Source organism: Acinetobacter wuhouensis (assembly GCF_001696605.3).
In the GTDB taxonomy this organism is placed as follows: Bacteria; Pseudomonadota; Gammaproteobacteria; order Pseudomonadales; family Moraxellaceae; genus Acinetobacter; species Acinetobacter wuhouensis.
Genome location: NZ_CP031716.1, coordinates 3726655 through 3749246, shown reverse-complemented (window position 1 = coordinate 3749246; position 22592 = coordinate 3726655). Strand labels below are relative to the sequence as shown.

Below are 22592 nucleotides of genomic sequence, written 5' to 3'. Positions count from 1 at the left end.
TCCAATATAGCTTTTAAGCATCATCAATTTTCTACCACCTTTTGATAGTTATCTATCTATTCTGACTGTTGGAAGATTCGCCTTTGTTCATATCGCGTAAAAGGATATTCCATAATGGATAGATCAGTTTCTTTAGATAAAAAGCATGCCACAGTGACTGTGCTGATTTGCTTTTTGATCGCCGTGATCGAGGGTATTGATATTCAAGCCGCTGGGGTAGCGGCAGCAGGGATTAAAGAATATTTTGCTTTGGATGCGACGCAACTGGGTCTATTTTTCAGTGCAGGGATTTTAGGCTTATTGCCTGGCGCATTGGTGGGTGGGCGTTATGCAGATCGTATTGGTCGAAAGAAAGTATTGATCGCATCCGTTTCAATTTTCGCAATTTTTACTTTAGGTACAGTATGGGTCAATAGCTTTTATTCTTTATTATTGGTGCGTTTTTTGGCAGGTGCAGGTTTAGGGGCTGCAATGCCAAATCTAATTGCTTTGGCATCCGAATCAACCTCACCTGAAAATCGTGGTCGTGCGGTAGGTTTGATGTATTGTGGTATGCCGATTGGGGCGATTATTGTCTCTTTATTGGCAGCGCAGTTGGCTTCGACAGATTTGGCGAGCAGCTGGAAAACAATTTTCTATGTGGGTGGTCTGCTTCCTTTGATCGTTGTGCCATTGATGATCAAGTTTTTACCTGAGTCACGTGAGTTTTTAAAAGCACAACAAGCTGTGCAAAATACAGATCAAAAACCATTATCTTATCAGGATTTGTTCAGCCGTGAATATGCACCACGCACGCTGTTGTTGTGGGTGAGTTATTTCTTCACCTTAATGGTGGTGTACATCATGTTGAGTTGGTTGCCATCTCTATTCACTGAGCTTGGCTTTAGCCGTAAAGATGGCAGTATGGCGATGGTGTATTTCCAAATTGGCGCTGCGATTGGCACAGTGGTTTTAGGAATGTTGATTGACCGTTGCAATAAAGCCTATGTCATTATTCTGATGTATGTGGGTATTTTGATTGGTTTATTCAGTTTAAATTCAGCAACCACTTTAAATTTGATGTTTGTTGCGGCTGCGATCATGGGAACTTTCACAATCGGTGGTCAGGGTGTGTTGTATGCCTTTGGTAGTTTTGTTTATCCGACTCATTTGCGTGGTCAGGGTGTCGGTGCGGCTTCGGCTGTTGGACGTATTGGTGCAATGATGGGACCTGCTATCGCAGGGCAACTTTTGGCAATGGGCAGTGGTGCAACAGGGGTGATCAGTGCCGCGATTCCATGTATTGTGATTTCAGCGATTATCATGGTGTTATTAACGCGTCGTTTAGAGTCTGCATAGTATTGATTCATTTGATTTTATCTTTGGTTTTTGAAAACCTGATTTTAAAAGTGGATTTCAAGGCTTAGTTATTGATTTCTATCACAAGCTCGCATTTGCGGGCTTTTTTATTGTATGTTGAGTCATTGGTATTTTTATTTTCAAAATTAAAATAGCCTAGATGAAGTAGGCTTATGAATCAGGGTAGGGAAATGTCACAGTCAGAACGCAGTGCTTTAATCGTGGTCGATGTCCAAAATGGTTTTACCTCAGGTGGAAATTTAGCAGTTGCCCATGCAGAGCAAATTATTCCGACCATTAATCAATTGGCACAACATTTTGACAATATTATCCTGACCCAAGATTGGCATCCTGAAAATCATATTTCCTTTGTTGAAAATCATCCTGATCATCAAGCTTATGACATGATTCAGTTGGATTATGGCATGCAAGTGTTGTGGCCATCGCATTGTGTACAAGGGACACAGGATGCTGAGTTTCATCCCGATCTCGATATTCCAACTGCGCAAATGATTATTCGTAAAGGCTTCCATTCACAAATTGATAGTTACTCAGCATTTATGGAAGCGGATCATAAGACCACGACGGGTTTAGCAGGTTATTTAAAAGAACGTGGCATTGATACTGTCTATATTGTTGGTATTGCGACGGATTTTTGTGTGGCATGGACAGCAATGGATGCTGCCAAGTTAGGGTTTAAAACTTTTGTGATTTCCGATGCAACCAAAGCGATTGATTTACAAGGTTCTTTACAACATGCATGGCAGGAAATGCTTGCTGTTGGGGTCAAACGTGTGGTGGCAAATCAAATTTTAAATGTAGAAAAACCGCAGTAACATCACAAAAATACAATCCGTTTGTCTAAGTTCGATTAAAATTAGCCTGATCAGGGGTAAAAATGTATTCAGGTAGGGACGATGTCGGCAATCTTAGCGTTTAGCAAATTCGTACAAAAGACGTTTGCACTTTGGGTCATGGTCTTTGCCTTTATTGCATTGTGTTTCCCAAATGCTTTTGTATGGATGAAAGCTTATATTCCGTGGGTTTTGGGGATTATCATGCTCGGTATGGGCATGACCATGACTGTGGATGATTTTAAAGGCGTTTTGCAAAGCCCCAAAGCGGTGTTGATTGGTGTGGTTGCACAGTTTGTGATCATGCCAGGGCTTGCCTATTTACTTTGTCAATTATTTCGACTTCCATCTGAAATTGCTGTTGGTGTCATCCTCGTTGGCTGTTGTCCTGGTGGAACAGCATCCAATGTGATTGCGTATATGGCGAAGGCAAATACCGCTTTATCTGTCGCATGTACGACGGTTTCAACTTTTTTAGCCCCGATTCTGACCCCTGCAATTTTCTATGTTTTGGCCAGTCAATGGATTCCGATTGATGCAGGCTCGATGTTTATTGATATTTTAAAAGTGGTAATTTTCCCAATCATTCTCGGGGTGATTCTACGCAGTGCATTTAAACAAAAAACAGAACAATATATTCAAATCATGCCTTTGATTTCAGTAATTGCGATTGTGGTGATTGTGGCTGCGATTATTGCAGCAAGTAAGGCATCGATTTTACAGTCGGGTTTGCTGATTCTTGGTGTTGTGATGCTACATAATGGTTTGGGCTTCTTACTCGGTTATTGGGCAAGTCGTTTGTTTAAACTGTCTTATCCTGACTCGAAAGCAGTATCGATTGAAGTGGGTATGCAAAATTCAGGTTTAGGCGTAACGCTCGCCGCGATTCATTTTGCAGCTTCACCTGTAACAGCGGTTCCGAGTGCAATTTTTAGTCTTTGGCACAATATTTCAGGACCTGCTTTGGCAACCTATTGGGCGGCAAAGGCGGATAAAATGGCTGAAAATAAAGAATAATATTTTCAAATTTTCCAGAGAGTGCTTAGGCACTCTTTTTAATTTACAGTCACTTATTCTCAAGTTGTTTTAAAAACGCATCCTCAGTCATGACTTGAAAACCGTGTTGTTCAAGCAATGCTGTGGTGACGCCTACGCCTTGAGTCTTTTGTCCTGTAAATGTTCCATCATAAATCATGTTTGAACTGCAAGATGGGCTATTGGCTTTGAGAATGACATGGGTGACTTGATATTTTTGCGCAAGTTTTAAAGTTTTTTCTGCACCTAAAATAAAGGCTTGCGTGACATCATTGCCTTGTGCATCCATTACTTTCGCTCGATGATTTAAAACATCACAACCATCACCACCGACAATTTCAGCAGGAGGACGAGGCGTGCTCAATTCACCTGAAACTTCAGGACAGATCGTCACAGCTTGACCTGTTTCAATCAGTTGTTTGAGTTGCTGTTGTAAGCAGTTTTTGCCATCGTAGCGGACATTTTCACCAATGAGGCAGGCGCTGATGAGGTATTTTTTCATATGAATGGATCACACAGAAGTTTGTCGTTTACGATTGAATATTTGAAATAACAACCAATCATTCATATATTCAATATAGCAGGGATTAAGGGGTGAGGATGTGGCTGTTTATGTAGATCGAGCAAAGGTTCAATTTAGAGGTCGAGAATGGTGTCATCTCATGGCAGATACGCTGGAAGAGTTGCATGCTTTTGCTCAGAGCTTAGAGATTGATGCACGTTTGTTTCATCGTACAGCATCTTATCCACATTATGATATTACTTTGGAAATGCGGATTTTGGTCATCGAGCATGGTGCAATAGATGCCGATCGCAGAACGATTATCGCCTGTGGGAAACGTTTGAAATTACAGCTTGGCTATTAACACAATAGATTATTCCGCAGTTTAAAACATCATTCGATGTTTGTTTCAGATATTAAGTTTATGAATTATTTTGTTTTATGAATAAGATGATGATTTGGGTTTTTCATTCAAAATAAAAACAGCATGATGTAATAAAACCATCCCTCTATGATCTGTTATAATTACGCACAATATTTATTTAAATCCAAATAGGACAAACTATGCGTATCGACCAACGTGCCTTAGATCAATTACGTGATGTGAAAATTACCCGTAACTACACACGTTATGCGGAAGGTTCTGTTTTGGTTGAATTTGGTCATACAAAAGTGCTGTGTACTGCGAGTATTGATAATTCAGTTCCACGTTTTCTAAAAGGAAAAGGTCAAGGCTGGGTGACTGCTGAATATGGTATGTTGCCACGTTCAACACATACACGTAGTGACCGTGAAGCAGCACGTGGTAAACAGTCAGGTCGTACCCAAGAAATTCAACGTTTGATTGGTCGTAGTCTACGTTCAATGGTTGATTTGAAAAAATTAGGCGAAAACACCATTACTATCGACTGTGATGTGATCCAAGCGGATGGTGGTACACGTACTGCTTCAATTACAGGTGCTGCAGTGGCATTGATCGATGCGATGAATGTGCTTTTAGAAAAGAAAAAAATCAAACAAGACCCATTAAAAGGTCTCGTTGCTGCAATTTCTGTGGGTATTTTTGAAGATGAAGTTCTACTTGATCTTTGCTATGAAGAAGATTCTAACTGTCAAACTGACTTGAATGTAGTGATGACACAAGCTGGTGAATTTATTGAAATTCAAGGCACTGCGGAAGAAAAACCATTTACACGTGCACAATCAAATGCGATGTTAGAAATGGCTGAAAAAGGGATTCAAGAGTTGGTGAAAAAACAACAAGAAGCACTGGGTTGGTAATTCTTAGTTGATGATTTTTTAATTGATAACTTTCCAGATTCTTTGAGATTTAAAACGCATCTTCGGATGCGTTTTTTATGCCTTTTTATTCATGAAGCTTCATTAAATTGCCATGAAAGTTTAACTTAACTGTCATTGGTGTCGTATTGACTATTCGTACTTCTAGTTTATGGATAGGACAATGCGAAATTTTCTCCTGATCTGCGTCACGAGTATAAGTGTGTTACTCAGCGCATGTAATGACAATAATGATAGTGGTGATAACACTACAACACAGCCACCAGTTTCAAACTGCAAAATCCATTGTGCACCATAATAAAAATATAAGGATATATTCATGAACCGTCGTGATTTTTTAGTCAATTCAAGTAAAACGATTTTCGGTACAGCAGCATTAGCCAGCTTTCCAGCCAGCATTCAAAAAGCCTTAGCCATCGATGCCAAAGTTGAAACAGGAACGATTAAAGACGTTAAGCATGTGATTATTTTGACCCAAGAAAATCGTTCATTTGATAATTATTTTGGGACTTTAAAAGGGGTTCGTGGTTTTGGTGATCGTTTCACAATTCCACTCTCAGACAATCGTAAAGTTTGGGAACAGTATGATAAAGATAAGAATAAAATTTATCCCTATCATTTAGACAGTACTCGTGGCAATGCACAGCGCGTGAGCGGTACACCGCATTCATGGACAGATGGGCAATACGCTTGGAATCATGGGCGTATGGGCAATTGGGTACAATATAAAAATCCCCAATCCATGGGCTATTACAAACAACAAGAAGTCGAATTCCAATTTTCTCTGGCAAATGCTTTTACCCTTTGCGATGCTTACCATTGTGCGATGCATACAGGTACTAACTCAAACCGTATGTTTATTTGGACAGGTTCAAATGGTCCTAAAGCAGCAGGTGTGGCGAGTGTGGTGAATGATTTGGATGCGATTGGACCATCAACGACGGGCTATGATTGGACAACTTATCCAGAGCGCTTACAGCAAGCGGGGGTGACTTGGAAAGTTTATCAAAACATGCCAGATAACTTTACCGACAATCCTTTGGCGGGTTTTAAACAATATCGCCGTGCTAATGAACAGTCAGGGAAACCCGTCAATAACAATATAATTTGTCCAGCTTATGATCCAGCAATTGATGCAACCCAGCCCTTATATAAAGGCATTGCCAATACCATGCCAGATGGTGGTTTTTTAGGCTCATTCAAGGAAGACATTGCCACAGGTCAATTGCCTCAAGTCAGTTGGATGATTGCACCTGCAACTTATAGTGAACACCCTGGACCATCTAGCCCAGTACAAGGGGCTTGGTATATTCAAGAAGTATTGAATGCATTAACAGCGAATCCTGAAGTTTGGAGTCAGACGGTTTTATTGGTGAATTTTGATGAAAATGATGGTTTCTTTGATCATGTTCCATCACCGAGTGCACCATCTAAAGAATTAGATAAAGACACAAAAGTTGTGATAGTTCATGGTAAATCCACATTAACAGATGAACAGATGTCTTATGAATATGCGGCACATCCTAAAGCATCAGCAGGGCAGCCTAATTTTACCGATCCAACTGTAAGTAATGGGGTCGGTGTCTATGGGCCTGGGATTCGTGTTCCGATGTATGTGATTTCACCGTGGAGTCGAGGTGGCTGGGTCAACTCACAAGTGTTTGATCATTCATCTGTGATTCGTTTCTTAGAACAACGTTTTAGTGTACAAGAACCGAATATCAGCCCTTATCGCCGTGCAGTGTGTGGTGATTTGACCACAGCATTCGATTTTAAAAATCCGAACACTGCCGTAATTCCTGATTTAGTGGGTAAAAAGACCAAGAGTGAGGCAGATGCGATCCGTACTGCTCAAGGATTGCTGCCACAAGTTTCCCGTCCTTTGAGTCAAGTTTATCCTGTTCAACAAACGGGGACGCGTTTCTCACGTGCTCTGCCTTATATTTTACATACCAGTGCCAAAGTAGATGTGGCAAACAAGTCAGTAAAGCTCATGTTCTCAAATACAGGAACGCATGCAGCTGTATTTCATGTTTACGACAAGTTGGATCTAAATGCGATACCACGACGTTATATGGTTGAAGCAGGCAAGCAGTTGGATGATGTGTGGAATACTTCGACAGGACAATATGATTTATGGGTTTTGGGACCTAACGGATTTCATCGCGGGTTTACGGGTGATTTAACCAAAACCACACAAACAGATTCATTGGCAGAAGTCCGTGTCTGCGTAGAAGACTGTAGTTCAAAAATCTATCTAAAAGTCCGGAATGATGCGGGGAAAACGACCAAATTAACCGTAAAAGCCAATGCTTATTTACCAAATAAGACATGGAGCATCGAAACTGCATCGACTGAAAAAGAGTTGAATTGGGATATGGCAGATTTTGGTGGTTGGTATGATTTTACTGTGACCATAGATGGTGATAATAGTTATAAACGTCGCTTTGCAGGTCGTATTGAAACAGGGAAAGATTCATTCTCTGACCCATATATGGGTTTTATCGAGTCTTAAATTTCAGAGCCTCATTATAAAAATAAGGTGCAATTGCACCTTATTTTTTCTTCTAGTTTTATTGAGTTGTTTAACTGTATATAGTAATAATTTTACATGTTTAAGATTCAGTTTATCTAAAGTACCCAGTAGATACAGAAAATCGCGGAAATAGCTGTGTTTGATATACACATTCTCCAACATTTTGCAGGGTGAAGTATTTAGGATAGTTAAAAATTTTAAAACAATGGTGTGATCATGAAGATTCTGATTTTTCTATTCGCAATGATTACGTTTTATTTAATGGTGAGTGATCCTCGCAGAGATTATTTTGGACAAGGTGATTCAACTGCGCAAGATAGTGATCAATTACAGCCAGAGCGAAAAAAAGAAGATTCGAAAGAATCTTCTTAGTATTTTTTAAACTGACTTAACTTTTTGTTTCAGGTTTTAAAATTTGATAAGTAAAGTTCTTACCATTCAACACATCCATATTCATATCTTGGTATTGTTTGAGTACATCTGCTTGATTAAATGCACAAGATTTTTGAGGTTGTGTCCCAGTATTATGTACAGCCTTATAACAAGAGCTGACTTTGTTCACAAAAGTATAATAAGGCGACAGCGGAACGTGTGCTGCTTCCAGTACTTTAGGCGCTAAGAAGTGTGCAGCCACAAATTGTCCCTCAAACTGTTTTTTGTCGATTGGAAAGTTTGCCCAAACTGAGAGTGGTGTTTCAAAGAAACGGGTATCTTTTTTCTCAGTTTTCTCTTGTTCGGATTTAAAGAAATGAAACTCATCAAATACTTCTTGCAAACTAGGTAAATGATCACCAAAAAAAATGACAATCGTTGGTCGATTAGTTTGATTAATAAATTGAATTAAAGAGTTTAAATGTTGATCAGCACGTTGCATTCCTGAGAAATAAGTATTTAGCTTCTGCTTAGATGATTCACTAATATTTAATTTATTGATATTGAAGTTGTCAGTACCAAAGCGATCATCTGAATAATTGAAATGATTTTCAACACTAATAGCATAAATAAATTGAGGTTTATCGAGTTTATTTAGTTGATTTTTAATATTTTCATAAAGCAAGTCATCAGTTGCCCAACCTGCATCGTTGATAAATTTAGGTTGTTCGTTTTTGCTGACCATATTTTCAAGAGCAATGAAACGTTGAAAATCTAATAATTGATAGACTTTATTGCGATTATAAAAATATTTGCCATTATTGTGCATTGCTGTTGTTTCATAACCTAATGTATTTAAATACATAGGTAAAGAATAAGTTGGGCGTTTTAAATTTGATACATAAGCTAATTCATTATGGTTCAAGAACGAATTTAAACTGGTTAATACTTCAAATTCGGCATTTGCAGTACCTCCACCAAAACTTGGAGAGAGAAATGTAGATAGTTGGTGCTGATTAATTGTAGGTGTAACATTTTGAGGTAGTGATTGAGCCAGTTGGGATGCGTCCCAATGAGCTTCGCTCATTACGAAGACAATATTGGGTAATTTATCTATTTGCTTTTGATCTTTAGATTTATAGAGCAAAGAGATTGTTTCTTTAGGAATAGGTTTTTGAAATTTCGCTTTATAAATATTATCAAATGTTTTTGAAATGAAAAAAGTTAAAAATCCATAGGATTTAATGATTTCATGATCTCCAACCCAATTATTTCGTGTTTTGGGCATCGCTAATGCAAATTTACAAGATAAAGAAGGAGCATCTAATTTTTCACAATAAGGTAAAAAATTTTCTTTTGCGTTCATAAAAATAAAAAAAGGAAAGGTGATTATAAATATTAAAAAATTTAAAATGAAAGGATGTTGTGATTGTTTTCTTTCATATTTATAGACTTTAATTAAAGAAAAAGTAAAGATAAATACTCCAATGAGTACACTTAAAATAAGCAAAGCAGGAGCAGAAGTTAAAGTTTCATTAAATAATAAAAAATCTCTTGGTGTAAAAGGTGAAGATAGATATGCTTCTTTTTTGATATTAATAAAGTTAAGTAAGAGATAGAAAAATAAGAAAAATATGATAGAGAATTTAAATTTTTTTGTAATGCAATAAATTAAATTCAATATAGAAAAAATAATCAGCGTAGAAAAAAAATATTGAACTAAGGTAAATATATAACCCCCATTCAAAATTTTATAGGAGAAAGAATTACTCACAAAGATGGAGAAAATTACAGAAACAAATGAAATTATAAAAAAAACCATTTGTTGTTTAACAAAAAACATTAACATTTTAGCGATTTTAATTAAATATATTATATATTTTACACTATTCAGAAAATTTAATCTTTATAATGTTCTTAAAATATTGATTAAATTTCAGGTTTTAAAATTTGATAAGTAAAGTTCTTACCATTCAACACATCCATATTCATGTCCTTGTATTCTTTCAATACTTGCTGTGAATCAAAATCACACGATTTTTGAGTTTGTGTGCCTGTGTTATGCACTGCTTTATAACAAGAACTGACTTTGTTCACAAAAGTATAATAAGGCGACAGCGGAACGTGTGCTGCTTCCAGTACTTTAGGCGCTAAGAAGTGTGCAGCCACAAATTGCCCTTCAAACTGCCTTTTGTCAATCGGGAAGTTTGCCCAAACTGAGAGTGGTGTTTCAAAGAAACGTGTATCTTTTTTCTCAGTTTTCTCTTGTTCAGATTTAAAGTAACCATATTCATCATAGACTTTTTGTAAGTTCGGTAAATGGTCACCAAAGAAGATCACAATCGTTGGGCGATCTAAAGTCTTCACATTTTCAATCAGAGCTTTAAGTTTATTATCTGCGCGTTGCATACCTGTTAAGTAGGTATTGAGCGCACGTTTTGAATTGTCACTAATACCCTTTTTAGTGATTTTAAAATTATCTTTACCAAAACGATCATCACCATACATTGGATGGTTTTCGACACTGATAGCATAGATAAATTGAGGTTTATCGGTATTTTTAAGTTGATTTTCAATACTGTTATAAATCAGATCATCCGTCGCCCAACCAGCAGCGTTAATATATTTAGCACGATCCGCCATGTTGATCATATTTTCAATCGAAGTAAAACGATTGAAGCCCATATTTTGATACACGGCACTACGGTTATAGAAATATTTACCGTTGTTGTGCATGGCTGTTGTTTCATAACCTAAAGTATTGAGATACATCGGCAATGAATAGGTCGGGCGTTTTAATTTTGAAACATAAGCCAATTCATTATGATTCAAAAAGGTATTTAAACTGGTCAGCACTTCAAACTCGACATTGGCTGTGCCGCCACCAAAACTTGGAGAAAGCAGGGTAGATACTTGATTTTTATTGATCGTTGGGGTGATATTGCGTGGAATACTTTTATCCAGTTGTGTTGCATCCCAGTGTGATTCGCTCATCACAAAAACAATATTCGGCAGTTGTTTTTCTGCTGAATTTTCATCAGAAACGGGTGCTGGAGTTTCATTAAACTCCTGAGGTGTTTGATAAAAAGTTTCCACTTCTTTTTCAGGAATCACCTGAGTTTGGAAAATTTTATTATTCAACCCATCGACAGTTTTAGAGAAAAAGAATGCCGAAAAGCCTAAGTGTTTTATGGTTAAATGATCACCGACCCAATCACCACGTGTATTAGGTAAATACAATGAATATTCACACAGTGTCCCCTTTTTAGGCGCGGGACAGTTTTCTCTAAAATTATCTTTAAAATTCGCCGTGATAAAGAATCCGAGTATCGCAAAAGATAAAATACTATTGGTCAGAAGTAAGGGCTTCGTACCTAATTTTTCTTTACGATAGAGGAAAACAAATAAGGCAACGAATACAGCGATTGCGCCAAATACCGCGATTTTTAAAAAAATCGGTGAAGCAATAAAGGTTTCTTTGAAAAGTAAAAAATCATTCGGCACGAGGCTTGCCGAAAGGTATTGTTCTTTCTTGATATTGATAAAAGTCAGTAAGAAAATAACAAATTGGCTCAACAAAATCGTCGCAAAAGTTTTTCTTAAAATTAAATAAAATAAGCTAATAAAGGCATAGTTCAATAAAATTGAAAAGCCGTATTTGAATAGGCGGGGTTTTAGATAGATGTCACGTAATTGAAAGAAACGCGTGATATCTTCTTGGTATAAGAAAAAAGCAAATACAGATAAAAACGCGACAAGTAAGAATAAAACTTGTTGTTTCAAAGTCTTCATTGGCTAAATTTCAAGAATAGATTGGAAAGCCCAATATTATAGGCTTTCTGACAGCCTTTTTCCATGTATAAATTGGTGATTTTGTAATCAAATTTGATGCATAAATAAAGTGTAAAAACCCAAAGTCAGTAGAGGCTTTGGGTTTTTTATATTAACGGCTCACCCGTTGAATTGCTTCATCATAAGTTGGGCTAGGTTTGTACTGATTGGCAAGTTGGTAATGCTGTTTGGCCTGAGCAAAGTCTTGATTATTTTCATAGATTTTACCCATATTATAATGAGAATAGGCACGGGTATTGTCATTGCTGGCAAGGGCGATTGCCTTTTGATTTGCCCAAAGTGCTTCAGATGAACGATTTAACTTTTGATAAGTCACAGCAAGATTACTGTAGGTTTGCCCTGCATTCGGATTGTAATCAATTGATTGTTGATAAAGCATAGAAGCTTGTTCAAACTGATTGTTTTTATAGGCTTTATCTGCATTTAAATTTAAAGTTTTGGCACGGGCTTGAGCAGCTGCTGAAACAGGAACAATATTTACCCGTGTGCTTTGGCTTTGATAATTGGAAACACTTGAACCTACTTGGCTGGCATTCACCGTTGTTCCTGACATGCGGTTAATGTCCTGAATCTCACCTTCAGGACTGATACGGAAAACCGTCCATAAATTACCGGTTTGACCCGTCGGGACATAATAAGAACGAATTAGCGACTCACCAGTGTACACCATGACTTTGGCTTGGCTATTGGATAAGTTTGTCGTATTCGGTTGTCCACGATCTGAGAAATCATGTACAGAATAAACATAATATTGACCCTCTAAACGTCGATCAATCGTCACGGTTTCAGGACCGTAGGAGTCGACATCATCCACATCTAGATTGGCTTCTAAACCTTGCTTGCGATCCCAGTAAATGTGCTGATTTTTATAACTTAAATGTGAATCTAAATCAGATGGATTTTTACCCCAGTTAAGGACGATACGCATACTATTTAAGTCTTTGAGCACAGGACTCAGCGCATAAGTCATACCATCACAAGGGCATTTGGCAACTAATGTTGAATAGCCCGATTTTTTGATAATGAGTAAGTTATCAGCATTGTCTGTGGTATTGGCATTCACCGTTGCACGACCATTACTATTACTTGAGCTTGAAGCAGAACGTTCACCATTCTTTTGTAAAATCACTTCGGCATTGGCAATATTTTGATCTTTGATCGTGGCACTGAGCACATGCACATTGATCGCATCTGCATGGCTGAGGATTGGAATTGTAAGTGCTAAGATAGATGAATATAAAAGATGTTTCTTCATTGTTTATTACTCTTCTTTATATGGGGATATTTATATGAGGAAGTTGCATTTTTGAAGATGTTTTGAACAAAATTAACGGATTTTTAATTTTTGCATCGTTATATTTTGTAAGGATTATTTTGAATGATTGCTCAGTTTCAAGCAGCAATGCACTGCTTGAAACATGAGCGTATTCACTTAGGCATTAAAGCGCATAGATAAATCAATTGCTTTGACATCTTTGGTTAAAACACCCATCGAAATATAGTCCACGCCTGTTTGTGCAACTTCATTTAAATTATCAAGGGTAATATTACCCGATGCTTCGAGTTTACAGCGCCCCGCCACATGTTTTACCGCATCAATCATTTGTTGTTGACTGAAATTGTCGAGCATCACAATATCTGCTTTGGCTTCAATGGCTTGATCGAGTTCTTCCCAAGTTTCGACTTCAACTTCTACAGGCTTACCTGGTGCAATTTGATGTGCTTTGGCAATCGCTTGTGCGATACCACCTGCTGCCATGATATGGTTTTCTTTAATTAAAAAAGCATCGAATAAGCCTAAACGATGGTTCTGACCACCACCAACCGCAACCGCATATTTTTGGGCAATGCGTAGACCTGGCAATGTCTTGCGGGTATCGAGAAGTTTGGTATGCGTTCCATCCAAATATTTTACATATTCAGCTGTTTTAGTTGCTACTGCTGAAAGCGTTTGAACAAAATTCAGAGCAGGGCGTTCAACAGTCAATAAGCTACGTGCTGAACCCGCAAGTTTATAAATGGTTTCATTGGCTTTGACGAAATCACCATCATTTTTAAGCCATGTGATTTCGATACTTGGATCATAGGCTTGAATCAAAGCATTGACCCACGGCTGTCCTGCCAAGATCATATCTTCACGGGTGATAATGGTTGCTGTGGCTTGTTCATCTTCAGGGCTCAAGAGTGCCGTAATATCCGCATCACCAATATCTTCTTGAAGTGCTTGTTGAATATTGATTTGAATAGATTGTTCAAGCAAAGATGCAGGTATGCTCATGGATGTCCCTATCGGTGTAAGCTTCAAAAACTGAGCGCTATATTATCACCGTCCTTTGTAATTTGAATAAGTTTTTATTTTAATCAGATCAGAGTAGACTAGAATTCCAATAGATTCTTGAAAATAGAAAAAACGCTATGCAATCTGCACCGCAGTTTCAGGTCGTAAATGGACAATTGATTGGCGCGAGACAAGTCCCATCCCCCAATTATAATCAGCGCCCTGAAAATACCGAAATTCAGTTGATCGTGATTCACAATATTAGTTTGCCACCATCACAATTTGGTGGCGGCTATATTGAACAATTTTTTCAAAATCAACTCGATTGGTCTTTGCATCCTTATTTTCAAACGATTGAAGGGATGCAAGTGTCTACACATTTATTGATTTTACGGACTGGTGAAGTTCTACAATTTGTCAATTTTAATGATCGTGCTTGGCATGCGGGACGTTCAACGTATTTAAGCAAAGTTGAATGTAATGATTATTCGATAGGTATTGAACTTGAAGGCAGTGATGATACTGATTTTGAAGCAATTCAATATCAAACATTGGTCGATGTTGTGGCAACATTACAAACCGTATATCCAAAAACTGATCATCATATAGCAGGGCATTCTGATATTGCATCGGGTCGTAAAACTGATCCAGGACCGCATTTTCAATGGCAAGAATTTAGACAAAGTTTGTCTATTCAAAAGCAGCTTGAAACAAAATAACGGATTAACGTATAGATTAAGCCAATTTAGTTGGTGAAAACTCAAGTAAAATGCCGTGTTGGTTATGATTTAACAACGCAAATTTAAGAATATTTAACTACAATAGCGACTTTATTTAACTGGGTGAATGCGATGGCGCTGTGGCGATCCACCTTTATTGTCAGTGCAATGACCATGTTGTCTCGAGTTTTAGGACTTGTGCGAGATATGGTTTTGCTCAATGTGTTTGGTGCAGGTAAGGATTTCGACACCTTTGTTGTTGCCTTTCGTATTCCCAATTTTTTTAGGCGATTATTTGCCGAAGGGGCTTTTTCTCAAGCCTTTATTCCAGTCTTAACAGAATACAAGACCACAAAATTACATGCAGAAGTGCAAATTCTAATTAGTCGGGTCTTTGGCTGTTTGTTAACTGTCATGTCCTTGCTGACCTTATTTTGTATGATCGCAGCCCCTGTAATTTTGTATGTATATGCACCTGGATTTCATAACGATCCTGCTAAATTTGATCTTGCGGTAGATATGTTTCGTTTAACGATTCCTTATTTGATGTTTATGTCGTTAACTGCATTTGCAAGTAGTATTCTGAATAGTTATGGTTCTTTTGCATCGCCCGCATTTTCACCTGTACTGCTAAATGTAGCGATGATAGCTGGCGCTTGGTGGTTAGCACCACATATGGCTGCACCGATTATGGCATTAGGTTGGGCTGTCGTTGCAGCAGGTGTATTACAACTCGCTATTCAAATTCCTGAATTGTGGAATAAAAAATTACTGATTCCGCCCAAGATTGATTTTAAGCATGAAGGGGTAGATCGAATTCTTAAGTTGATGTTGCCTGCATTGTTTGGTGTATCGGTGACGCAAATCAATTTGCTCCTCAATACGATCTGGGCATCATTTATGCAAGATGGCTCAGTGTCTTGGTTGTATAGTGCAGAACGTATGACTGAGCTGCCACTTGGATTGATTGGTGTTGCGATTGGTACAGTAATTCTTCCATCACTTTCAGTAAGTAAGGCTGAACAAGACCAAGCAAAATTCCGCAGAATGTTAGATTGGGCAGCACGTGTCATTTTCCTTGTGGGTATTCCAGCAAGTATTGCATTATTTATGCTCTCAACGCCGATTATTCAAGCTTTATTCCAACACGGTGCATTTGATGCCCGTGATACACAAATGACTGCGATGGCATTGCAATGTATGAGTGGCGGTGTATTGGCATTCATGCTAATTAAAGTTTTTGCACCCGGTTTTTATGCGATTCAAGATACTAAGACACCCGTGCGAGTGGGTCTAATGGCTGTTGCAGCCAATGCGATTTTAAACGTCATCTTTATTGGGATTTTTAAACTGATTGATTGGCAAGCGGAACATATGGCTTTGGCAATTGCCTCTTCAGGTTCAGCATTGGTCAATGCAGGGATGTTATATTTCTATTTGCATAAGAAAGATATTTTTAGATTTGGTGCACATTGGAAAAAATTATTCATCCAATATGCGATTGCAAATGCTGTCATGATTATTGCATTGTGGATCGGCTTGACTTGGTACAAAGGCGATGTTTCGCAATGGATTCGTATTCTTGAAGTGGTTGGTTTATGTGTACTTGGTGTGTTTGCTTATGCAGTAGCATTATTGGCAACAGGGTTTAGACCAAGACATTTGAAGCATTAACATAATGGTTTTAATTTTTATTTAAGGTTAAAAAATAAATAGGATAATTTATGTCAAATACAATATCAGCATATATGGACAGTAGGAAAAATAATCTTGATATTATTCGATTTATAGCAGCCTCTCTAGTCATTTTTTCGCATGCATTTCCTATAGTTTATGGTAAAGGGAATGAGGATCCATTAGCAATTTTACTCCATGGACAGACAACAATAGGAGGTATTGCTGTTGGAGCTTTTTTTATCATTAGCGGCTTTTTAATCTGTCAAAGCTTTCAAAGAAGTAAATCATTAAAAGATTATATTCTTGCTAGAAGCTTAAGAATATTTCCAGCTTTAATAGGGTGTTTCATTTTTATGATTTTTATAATGGGTCCTATGGTGACAGAACTTTCTGTTATAGATTATTTTAAAAATATACAAACTTATAAATTTTTTATTGGTGCGACTACATTAAATTTTTTAGCTCCAACATTACCAGGAGTTTTTTTAAATAATCCATATCCATTATATATAAATGGTTCTTTATGGACGCTAAAATTTGAATTAGGGTGTTACATTCTAATCGCGATATTAGGGCTAATGCTGTTACTTAAAAAACATCTAACTCTTGCTTTTGCACTAATATGTGTAGGGCTGTCATATTTAAAAGTAAATGATAACTTACATAATTTATTCGTTCTAATATCATACTTTATGATGGGGGCAACTTTTTATTTGTATAGGGAGTCTATTAAGCTTGAGAAAAAAATATTTTTTATTAGTATTTTCTTCTTGATATTTTTAACTTATTTTAACCTATATTATGTAGGTTTTTCTATTTTTGGTACGTATATAATAATCTATTTATCTTACATAAGTGGTACATTTAAAAACTTTGCTAAATATGGAGATTTTTCGTATGGAATATATATTTATGCTTTTCCTATACAGCAATCTTTAGTTTATTTTACAAAAAATAGCTTAAATGTTTACTGGCACTCATTGATAAGTTTAGTTATAGTGATAATATTTGCTTTTTTATCTTGGAACTTAATAGAAAAACCTTCTATGAGGTTGAAAAAGAAATTATCAAGTTAAATTAGAGTATGTTGGTATTTTTAGTCTGTAAAATTTTTATAAAGGGAAGAAAATAAATATACAAGCTAGAGCGATATTACTTTAATAGTTTCGTTTTAGCTTGTCATATCGAATTTTAATTCCTCTAAATTATTTTAATATACAAAATATATTCTTAACTAAGTATTGGATTTTATAAATATCCTAATCTATATAAGTGTCTTTAATAAATCAAAAAATGATCATTTAGGGCGTGTTGACATTTGTTGCTTAAAAAAATAGCGAGATAGTAAAATTAAATCGCTAAACTTAATTCACTGTGCCTCGTACAATGCTGAATGATCAATATTGGTCTAAGTTAAAATCTATTTTGCGTAATTTTAATATTTGGCGGTGTTTCAAAAAGTATGCTGCTTATTTTAACACCACTATATAGAACCATTATTTATGTAAAAGAATTCAAGGTTAAAGTCTTTTTCATGATTTAATACCTTCTTTGAAAAGCAGCAAGTTTTTCTAACTGTTCGATTAATACGATGTCTTAAGCGACAATTATTTCCTTCAATTCCTATTGTATGAGATGTACCTTACTGACGAGTCTTAAAGACTTTAATAAAACTTTCCCAAAGATCACTTGAAATATGGTCATAAGTAATCTCTAACTCTTTAATACGATTTTTAAGCTTCATTGCAGTAAAAACTGTCGAGCACAAGATTTACAACGGTAATTTTGTTTACCATCGTGTTTGATGCCATTCTTCTTTATACTTGTACCTTGGCATCGAGGACAATGAAGTTCTATTGAGATTTTCACACATTAAAATATAACCGAATTGTCTCTCGATGCTCTAATTTATGGCGAACATACAATTTAGAACACCGCCACACATTGATCTGGACGAATGGTTAAAGATTTTAATACTGGACGAATCCATCAGGGCAAAATGTGTAATAGTCGAACACCATTTGAAACATTACTTGATGGAAAACGAATTTGGACTGAGAAGAATTTAGCTCAAATTTAAAATGACAGTCACCATTAAAAATGGGTAACTGTCAGCTCAGGTCTGAGCTACTACAGCTAGTATATTTATTTGAAATCCTTTAATGGATAAATTCTATACTTTAAATGCCAACAGACCCTAATTCTCTAAATTAACTTTTATTGTATCAAGTTGAAAGTATTTGCATTGATATACCGAGCTGTTTCTGAAACTTTATCTTTTTAGGCCATAAATACGAATATCTTCAATCTAAAACTTTTAACAGTTCAACATCAAAAATTAAAGTACTGTTTGGACCAATGCTATCCCCAGCACCGATTTCACCATACGCCAATTTTGCAGGAATAAAGAAGCGGTATTTCGCACCTTCTTTCATGAGTTGTAGACCTTCTGTCCAACCTTGGATTACTTGACTGACTTGGAATTCAACAGCTTCATTACGTGCGAAAGAGCTATCAAATACAGTGCCATCGAGTAAACGCCCTTCATAATTGACAGAAACTTTTGATTTGGCTGTAGGCGATTGTCCTGTGCCTTGCTGGAGAATGCTGTATTGCAAGCCACTTGGGCGTGTTACTACACCAGTTTGTTTCGCATTATTAGCAAGGAAAGCTTCGCCTTGTTTGGCATTTTCACTGGCAATTTTTTTAAACTCAAGCATTTGTTTGGCTTCACTTTGTTGCTTGTATTGCGCTAAAGCTTTTGCCATTTCTTCATCAGTTAAAGTCGCTTTTTGACCAGAAGAGCCTTCTTTAATCCCTTGAATAAATGCATTGAGATTAATTTGTTTTAATGTTTCAGCATTGCTACGTCCCATGACATAGCCATAACTATAACCCAATTGATCTTGTTGGGAACTTTTATTATTGATAGGTGCTGAAAAAACAGTTGTGCAAAGTGTACATAAACCGAGTGTGATCAGTGTTTTTTTCATAATGAATATCCAAAAAAGGAGAGCGATGCTCTCCTTTCTTTAATTATTTAACTTGAAGTAATTCAACGTCGAAAATTAAAGTGCTATTTGGCGGAATCGTGCCTGGTACACCTTGTTCACCATAAGCTAATTTTGCAGGAATATAGAAGGTTGCTTTACTGCCTTCTTTCATCAGTTGCAGACCTTCCGTCCAACCAGGAATCACTTGATTGAGTGGAAATTCAACAGGCTGTCCACGATCATATGAGCTGTCAAATACTTTGCCATCTAAAAGTTGCCCTTTGTAATGTACAGTCACCATAGATGAAGCAGTTGGCTGTTTGCCTGTACCTTCTTTGGTGACTTTATATTGTAGACCTGAAGCTGTCGTGATCACGCCTGCTTTTTTTGCATTCTCTGTGAGGAATGAATCATTGGCTGAATTGGTTTGTTTGGTTTTCTCTAATTGTTTCGCTTGCATTTCTTTTTGGAATTCTACATAAGCGGCTTGAAGTTCTTCATCTGTGTATATACGTTCTTTTTTTGCATGACCATCACGAATACCATGAATAAATGTGTTTACATCGACTTCCGGTGGTGTTTGGCTTGCAACTTCATAACCAAGTGCATAGCTAATTTTTTCAACAGGTTTTGCGTTTTTTGACATTGAACTACTGTTTACATCAGCAGGGTGTTGAGTTGCATAATAAACAGGTACAAGTGCAGCACCACCTAAAATAACAGCAACTGCGATGGGTAAGGCTTTACTCATGAAAATATCCAAATATTAATCTTTTAAGAGGCTAATTTGATCATTAGCATAGACTGAATAAGCATATAACGTCTTCATCATAAACGATATAGTAATCTGATCATGACAACTAAAAATATACAGATTCGAATAGTAATAAAAAGCCAGATCTAAATCTGGCTTCTCTTAATGTGAATATTTATTGGGAGTTAATCTTCTTTAGAAGAACCATAAGCATATGCATAGTTATAACCATAATTTCCACCTAGTGAAGCTTGGACATCATTTAAGATTATGCCATTCACTTTAGTACCTGCCTGTTCAAAGCGATTGATGGTTAATTCAAGCTCTTTCATCTGGGTTTTCGCATATCGTGCAACTACAAGATTTACCCCAACAAACTGAGAAATAATGATGCCATCAGTTACTGCAAGTACAGGTGGTGTATCAATAATGATATGGTCATATTGCTGTGATAATAGCGCTAGAAGTTCGCTAAAACGGCTTGAACTTAACATTTCAGAAGCATTGCCTTGATTCTTGCCTCGAGCCAAGAAGTCAAGGTTTTTGACTGTTTCAGACTGTACAATACATTGTTCAATTGAACTTTGATTGGTTAAATACTCGGTTAAGCCTGGTGAGGTTTCACGATCAAAATATTTATGTAAATAACCACGACGAATATCTGCATCAATTAAGAGTACTTTTTTATCACCTTGTGCAAAAATTGCCGCAAGGTTGGTTGAGATAAATGATTTACCAATTTCAGGTGCAGGACCAGAAACTGCAATAATATTATTTTTAGCTTTGTTTAAAGCAAAATGAATCGTGGTTCGGATGCTACGTAGGCTTTCAATTGCAACATCTTCGCTATTTTTAACAGCCAAAATAGGAATCGATTTTTTCTTTTTCAGTAACTGAACACGGCTTTCTTGAATCGGAGAGCGCGGCACTGTTGCATATACAGGAAGATCCAATTCATTTTCAATACGAGATGAATCTTTGATTCCAGACGAAAGCATGTTACGGAGTAGCGCAATAAGAACACCAATAAAGCCGCCGACAAAAATTGAAAGAATTAAAACGATCAATTTACGTGGCTTAATTGGTTTAACAGGCTCTATGGCAGTATCAATAACACGGACATTCCCGATTTCACCTGCTTTGACAATCTTTAATTGTTGGTAACTATTGAGTAACTCAGTATAAAGCTCAGTATTGACTTTAACATCGCGGTAGAGTTGTAGGTATAAACGTTGAGTTTCAGGTAAACGTTTAATCGCTTGTCCAAGTTCAGTAGATTTCTTGCTAATTGCTGCAAGCTGTGCATTGATTTCAGTCATCAAAGGGTGATCTGGAGTATATTTTGCAGAATATTCAGCTTGTTTTTGCTTCAATTCAATTCGCATTTTTTCCAATTCAACATTTTGCTTTAACATCAACTCAGATTCTTGAGTGACATCGACAGTATTATATTGTTCACGGAATTTATTAAATTTGATCTCTGATTCTTCAAGCTGTTTTTTGAGTTCAGGGAGTTGTTGATCTAAGAAACCAAGAGTTTGCTTTGATTCTAAGGTTTTACGTTCAATATTTTGTTCATGATAAGTACTTAAAATATGATTCAGTACTTGAGTAATATGTTCTTGATTATTTCCAGTAAGGCTTAAACCAATGACGCCAGTCATTTTGCCTTTTTCAGAAACAGAGTAGCTCTCTTGTAAATACTTAACCGCAGAAGGAAGTGAAAGTTTGGTTACAGCAATATCTTGTTTAAACGGATAACTGCTATTAATTTGAATATTCCAAATCCCTTTATTGTCTTGTGATTTATTGAATTGATTAAGAGTACCTTTAAAAATAGTTTGCTCTTTATAGCTGAGATTAAATTTATTTTGATCAATAAACTGAATGACTAATTTTTTATCTAAGTAATATTGAGGGACTTCAAATTTGAGGATAGATAAATTGGCTTGGTTATTTTGATAATGAACCGCTTTAGCACTATAGCTTAACTGTGTTTTATCCTTCGAAATTAATTTATGAAAAAAGGTATCTTTAGTATCTTTAATCTGAATATCTAGATTCAAGTCTCGAATGACTTTACCGAGGACAAGTCTAGAATTGAGGATTTCAATTTCTGCATCTGCAGGGGATTTTGCTCCCATGCCTCCAGCAACGTCTTTCAATTGGCCCATTAATGCTGATGATGCAGCGCTTTTACCATCTTCTACTTGAACCAAAGCATCAGTAGAATAAACAGGTGTTGTGACTCGGAGATAGAGTAAAGCACAGATCAAACTTAAAATGACACAAAGAGCAATCACTTTCCATTGCGCAATTAAAGAGAAAAATAACTCTTTTAAATCAATTGTGTCATCATTCATATTTGAATTTTGGTTCATAA

General features: G+C 36.6%; 18 protein-coding genes and 2 pseudogenes. 11 read left to right on the top strand and 9 right to left on the bottom strand.

The window, feature by feature from the left end:
- Positions 1-114: 114 nt before the first annotated feature.
- From mhpT to BEN71_RS18560, 3 genes are all read left to right on the top strand, one after another.
- The gene (gene mhpT, locus BEN71_RS18570) at positions 115-1338 is read left to right on the top strand and encodes a 3-(3-hydroxy-phenyl)propionate transporter MhpT (RefSeq protein ID WP_068975545.1); all 1224 of its coding nucleotides are present in this window, start codon (positions 115-117) and stop codon (positions 1336-1338) included.
- A gap of 191 nt (positions 1339-1529) precedes the next feature.
- The gene (pncA, locus tag BEN71_RS18565; protein ID WP_068975546.1) at positions 1530-2174 is read left to right on the top strand and encodes a bifunctional nicotinamidase/pyrazinamidase; all 645 of its coding nucleotides are present in this window, start codon (positions 1530-1532) and stop codon (positions 2172-2174) included.
- 81 nt (positions 2175-2255) lie between these two features.
- A complete protein-coding gene (locus BEN71_RS18560; protein ID WP_068975547.1) occupies positions 2256-3209 on the top strand; it encodes a bile acid:sodium symporter family protein in 954 nt (317 codons plus the stop codon).
- Between the two features lie 49 nt (positions 3210-3258).
- Here BEN71_RS18560 and BEN71_RS18555 read toward each other — a convergent pair whose 3' ends face one another.
- Positions 3259-3729, bottom strand: a complete 471-nt coding sequence (locus tag BEN71_RS18555; protein ID WP_068975548.1) for a DUF523 domain-containing protein — start codon at positions 3727-3729, stop codon at positions 3259-3261.
- Between the two features lie 100 nt (positions 3730-3829).
- On the opposite strand from BEN71_RS18555, the gene BEN71_RS18550 reads away from it, so the two are divergent.
- From BEN71_RS18550 to BEN71_RS19245, 4 genes are all read left to right on the top strand, one after another.
- Entirely contained in the window at positions 3830-4093 is a 264-nt protein-coding gene (locus BEN71_RS18550) for a DUF4031 domain-containing protein (RefSeq protein WP_068975549.1), read from the top strand.
- A 200-nt stretch (positions 4094-4293) separates the two neighbouring features.
- Positions 4294-5010 carry a ribonuclease PH gene (gene rph / locus BEN71_RS18545; protein ID WP_068975550.1) on the top strand — a complete coding sequence of 239 codons (717 nt, stop codon included), beginning with the start codon at positions 4294-4296 and terminating at the stop codon, positions 5008-5010.
- A 337-nt stretch (positions 5011-5347) separates the two neighbouring features.
- A complete protein-coding gene (locus BEN71_RS18540; RefSeq protein WP_068975551.1) occupies positions 5348-7543 on the top strand; it encodes a phosphocholine-specific phospholipase C in 2196 nt (731 codons plus the stop codon).
- A gap of 237 nt (positions 7544-7780) precedes the next feature.
- The gene (locus BEN71_RS19245; protein ID WP_162994891.1) at positions 7781-7936 is read left to right on the top strand and encodes an ABZJ_00068 family colistin stress protein; all 156 of its coding nucleotides are present in this window, start codon (positions 7781-7783) and stop codon (positions 7934-7936) included.
- A gap of 16 nt (positions 7937-7952) precedes the next feature.
- Here the strand turns inward: BEN71_RS19245 and BEN71_RS18535 are convergent, their stop codons facing one another.
- The 4 genes from BEN71_RS18535 to nadC all read right to left on the bottom strand — a co-directional run bounded on the left by BEN71_RS18535 (position 7953) and on the right by nadC (position 14066).
- On the bottom strand, positions 7953-9785 hold the full coding sequence (locus tag BEN71_RS18535) for an LTA synthase family protein (RefSeq protein WP_227542637.1): 1833 nt from the start codon (positions 9783-9785) through the stop codon (positions 7953-7955).
- Positions 9786-9865: 80 nt separating this feature from the next.
- Positions 9866-11728, bottom strand: coding sequence for an LTA synthase family protein (locus BEN71_RS18530; RefSeq protein WP_068975553.1), 1863 nt, complete (start codon positions 11726-11728; stop codon positions 9866-9868).
- Positions 11729-11879: 151 nt separating this feature from the next.
- Entirely contained in the window at positions 11880-13043 is a 1164-nt protein-coding gene (locus BEN71_RS18525) for a YfaP family protein (protein ID WP_068975554.1), read from the bottom strand.
- 177 nt (positions 13044-13220) lie between these two features.
- Entirely contained in the window at positions 13221-14066 is an 846-nt protein-coding gene (nadC, locus tag BEN71_RS18520; protein WP_068975555.1) for a carboxylating nicotinate-nucleotide diphosphorylase, read from the bottom strand.
- Between the two features lie 137 nt (positions 14067-14203).
- Between nadC and ampD the strand changes: the two genes are divergently transcribed.
- The 3 genes from ampD (at position 14204) to BEN71_RS18505 (ending at position 17538) form a co-directional block, all read left to right on the top strand.
- Positions 14204-14785: a 1,6-anhydro-N-acetylmuramyl-L-alanine amidase AmpD gene (ampD, locus tag BEN71_RS18515; protein WP_068975556.1), complete on the top strand. Its 582-nt coding sequence runs from the start codon at positions 14204-14206 to the stop codon at positions 14783-14785.
- Positions 14786-14908: 123 nt separating this feature from the next.
- Complete coding sequence (murJ, locus tag BEN71_RS18510) at positions 14909-16459, top strand: murein biosynthesis integral membrane protein MurJ (RefSeq protein WP_171405004.1); 1551 nt, start codon at positions 14909-14911, stop codon at positions 16457-16459.
- A 50-nt stretch (positions 16460-16509) separates the two neighbouring features.
- A complete protein-coding gene (locus BEN71_RS18505; protein ID WP_068975558.1) occupies positions 16510-17538 on the top strand; it encodes an acyltransferase family protein in 1029 nt (342 codons plus the stop codon).
- 407 nt (positions 17539-17945) lie between these two features.
- Here BEN71_RS18505 and BEN71_RS18500 read toward each other — a convergent pair.
- A pseudogene (locus BEN71_RS18500) lies at positions 17946-18331 on the bottom strand (IS1 family transposase).
- A 77-nt stretch (positions 18332-18408) separates the two neighbouring features.
- Here BEN71_RS18500 and BEN71_RS18495 point away from each other — a divergent pair.
- Positions 18409-18542 (top strand): annotated as a pseudogene (locus BEN71_RS18495) (IS481 family transposase); the annotation flags it as partial.
- A gap of 223 nt (positions 18543-18765) precedes the next feature.
- On the opposite strand, the gene BEN71_RS18490 reads toward BEN71_RS18495, so the two are convergent.
- From BEN71_RS18490 to BEN71_RS18480, 3 genes are all read right to left on the bottom strand, one after another.
- Positions 18766-19455 carry an FKBP-type peptidyl-prolyl cis-trans isomerase gene (locus BEN71_RS18490; protein ID WP_068975559.1) on the bottom strand — a complete coding sequence of 230 codons (690 nt, stop codon included), beginning with the start codon at positions 19453-19455 and terminating at the stop codon, positions 18766-18768.
- 43 nt (positions 19456-19498) lie between these two features.
- The gene (locus tag BEN71_RS18485) at positions 19499-20206 is read right to left on the bottom strand and encodes an FKBP-type peptidyl-prolyl cis-trans isomerase (RefSeq protein ID WP_068975560.1); all 708 of its coding nucleotides are present in this window, start codon (positions 20204-20206) and stop codon (positions 19499-19501) included.
- Between the two features lie 188 nt (positions 20207-20394).
- Positions 20395-22590, bottom strand: a complete 2196-nt coding sequence (locus BEN71_RS18480) for a polysaccharide biosynthesis tyrosine autokinase (RefSeq protein WP_068975561.1) — start codon at positions 22588-22590, stop codon at positions 20395-20397.
- Positions 22591-22592 lie beyond the last annotated feature (2 nt).